Origin of the sequence: Bradyrhizobium sp., assembly GCF_052389815.1 — a bacterium.
Classification (GTDB): domain Bacteria; phylum Pseudomonadota; class Alphaproteobacteria; order Rhizobiales; family Xanthobacteraceae; genus Bradyrhizobium.
The window spans coordinates 1-3,189 of sequence record NZ_JBQTHN010000240.1; the positions used below are offsets into that span (position 1 = coordinate 1).

A 3,189-nucleotide genomic window follows, 5' to 3' on the forward strand; every position below is an offset into this window, starting at 1 on the left:
AAAATCGCATCCGTCGTACACCCTCGTGAATGGATGCCGTGCCCATCGTGCCCCCTTTGTTCTGGGGCACCAAAAACACGACACTTCACGAGCTACAAACAGGCGACAGATCACGCGCTACCGACACCGGTGCCGGCCCGCGTTGACGGCTCCGCGACCCTGGGTCAAGCTTTACAGCTCGTAAAGATCACCCGGAGAGGTCCCATGCTCCGCGCCGAAGATAACCGGCTGTTAACCGAAAGCGGTGCGGGGACACCGATGGGCGAGCTGCTGCGGCGGTTCTGGCTGCCGGTTTTGCTCTCGGAGGAGCTGCCCGAGCCGGACGGGGAGCCGAAAAAGATCACGGTGCTGGGCGAGGAGCTGCTCGCCTTCCGCGATTCGCGTGGGCAGGTCGGAGTCATCGACCAGTATTGCCCGCACCGCGGCGCCAATCTCTGGCTCGGGCGCAACGAGGAATGCGGCATCCGCTGTGTCTATCACGGCTGGAAGTTCGACACCGACGGGCGCTGTGTCGACATGCCGACCTCCTATCCCGACCTCGACGCGAAGGACTACATCCGCATCAAGTCCTATCCGGTGCGCGAATGGGGCGACATGATCTGGGCCTATATGGGCCCGGCCGGCGAGGTGCCGGAATTGCCTGATCTGGAAATGGCGCTGCTGCCGCCCTCGCACCGCTACGTCTCGAAGAAATGGCAGGACTGCAACTGGGTGCAGGCGCTGGAAGGCTCGATCGACACCGCGCATTTCACCTTCGCGCACCTGTCCTTCGACAAGGAGGAGAACGAGCTCCTCGACATCAAGAAGCATTTCGTCAATCCACTTGTGCGTGTGGCGACCGAGCACATGCGCTGGATCGCCGAGGACCCGCGTCCCGTCATCAAGATCAATCCGCACGAGGCCGGGCTCACCATCGCCGGCGGAAGGCTCACCGGCTCGGACGACATCTACTGGCGCATCGCGCAATTCCTGATGCCGGTGCACGCCTATGCGCCGTCGGCGATGCCCGGCGAGAACATCTTCGGCCAGAGCTTCGTGCCGTTCACCGACACCAATTGCTGGATCTACACCTACGCCTGGAATCCGGAGCGGCCGATCACGGCAGCCGAGCGCGACGCCTATGACCGCGGCAACGGCGTGATCGCGGAGGTTGACGAGAACTACGTGCCGCTGCGCAACAAGTCGAACGATTACCTGATCGACCGCAAGCTGCAGAAGACCGGAAGCTACACCGGCATCAAGGGCGTCTCCGAGCAGGACGCCGCCGTGCAGGACAGCCAGGGCCCGATCGCCGACCGCACGCGCGAGCACCTCGGCCCCACCGATCTCGGCATCATGCATTTCCGGAAACTGGTGATGGAGGCGGCGCGCGCGCTTGAACAGGGCGAAGCGCCGCCGCAGCTCGAGCACCAGGACCGCTACGCCGTGCGCTCCGGCGCCTGCGTCACCGGCAAGACCAAGGACTTGACTACGGTAATGATCGAGCGATTCGGCGATGCCGCGGGCTTTGTCGGCCCGCCCAAGGTCGCGGCGGCGGAGTAGGGCCTTGGCGCAACCCTGGCGCGATAATTTCCGTCGATCCGCAGGGCCGCGCGCCCGCGCGATGATCGCTGCGTTGCTTGCGTCCACGCTCGGCCCTGTCGGCGCCGCCCAGGCCGCGCCGAACGAAGTCACGGCGACCGCGCCGGCGAGCGCATCGGCCGGCTCGAAATGCGATCGCGACAAGTTCCGGATCATCCTCGACGTCGGACACAGCACCGAATCCTACGGCGCGCTCAGCGCACGCAAGGTCCCCGAGTTCGAATTCAACCTCAATCTCGGCAAACGGATCGAGGAGAAGCTGAAGGCCGACGGCTTCGCGCAGACCACCCTCCTGATCACCGAGGGCAAGGCGCGGCCGAGCCTGATGAAGCGCGTCGCAGTCGCCAACCGGAAGGGCGCCGATCTCTTCCTGTCGATCCACCACGATTCCGTGCCCGGCATCTATGCCGAGAAGTGGGAGTTCGAAGGCAGGAAGAGCATCTTCAACGACATGTTCGGCGGCTACTCGGTGTTCGTCTCGAAGTTGAATCCGCACTACCGGGAGAGCCTGCGGTTTGCCCGCTTGGTCGGCAACCAGATGGCCTCGAAGGAGCTGCAATTCGCCCGGCAATACGACCAGTGGTTCATGGGCAAGTTCCAGCGCGAGCTCTTGGACATCGAGGCCGGCGTCTATCGCTACGACCAGCTCGTCGTGCTGCGGATGACGACCATGCCGGCGGTGCTGCTGGAATCCGGCTCCATCATCAACCGCGACGAAGAGCTGGTGATGGCCTCCGACGAGCACAAGAACAAGGTCGCTGCCGCAGTGTCGGCGGCGGCGGCCGACTATTGCGAGACCCGCGGCCCCGCGCCGCCGCAGGTGGCGCAGCCGAAGCCGAAGACGGCGAAGCCGGCGACGCGGGTGGCGCAGCCGAGCGGCGCCCAGTCGAAGAAGCCGGCCTCGCGCGCGGCCCCGAAGCGCTGACGGCCGTTGGAGCATGATCCGCCGCGACGTCCGGACATGACAAGCCGCCACCGTTTCGGGTAAGGATCGCGGCATTACCGGATGCGGAGGTTTCGCGATGGCGATCGATACCGATCGAATCGATGATGCGGTTTTGGCGCTGCTCTATCTCACCCTGCACGATCAACATCTGGCGTCGAAGGGCTTCGACAGCGCGGCGTTGGGCCGATTGCACGAGAAGGGGATGATCGAAAGTCCGGCCGCGAGTCCGGAATCGGTGACGTTCACGCCGGACGGGCTGCAACGTTCGAAGCAACTGCTGGAGTCGCTGTTCGCCAGCCGCGCGGCGGAAGCGCCGGCCTCCGAAGCACCGCGAACGCCGCGCGCCACGAAATATCCCGATATCAGGGTTGAACTGGCCGATCTGGGTCGCGACATGTACCCGATCCTGCGCCGCGTCAGCTACGCCATGAGCGATGCCGGTGTCGATGACGAGGTGATCGAGCAGTACAAGAGCGAAGTGAAGGCGAGCAAGGATCCCGTCGGCGTCAGCAGGCGTTGGGTCAGCGTTGCATAACCGTAGGGCGGATTAGTACTACTGAGTCAAGCGGTCGCAGTCTTTGGGGCTGAGAATCAAGTAATTGAGGAGATTCACTATTTGGCACGTGGAGGGCCAGATGAATCTCGATCAGAGCGAAGCACGG

At 64.1% G+C, this 3,189-nt stretch carries 2 protein-coding genes and 1 pseudogene; all 3 read left to right on the forward strand.

Annotated elements, in window-relative coordinates; genetic code table 11:
• Nucleotides 1-204 precede the first annotated feature (204 nt).
• The gene (locus ACT4OC_RS31130; RefSeq protein ID WP_444842902.1) at nucleotides 205-1,542 is read left to right on the forward strand and encodes a Rieske 2Fe-2S domain-containing protein; all 1,338 of its coding nucleotides are present in this window, start codon (nucleotides 205-207) and stop codon (nucleotides 1,540-1,542) included.
• A 4-nt stretch (nucleotides 1,543-1,546) separates the two neighbouring features.
• The gene (locus ACT4OC_RS31135) at nucleotides 1,547-2,506 is read left to right on the forward strand and encodes an N-acetylmuramoyl-L-alanine amidase family protein (protein ID WP_444842903.1); all 960 of its coding nucleotides are present in this window, start codon (nucleotides 1,547-1,549) and stop codon (nucleotides 2,504-2,506) included.
• Between the two features lie 97 nt (nucleotides 2,507-2,603).
• A pseudogene (locus tag ACT4OC_RS31140) lies at nucleotides 2,604-2,819 on the forward strand (DUF6429 family protein); the annotation flags it as partial.
• Nucleotides 2,820-3,189: the final 370 nt, after the last annotated feature.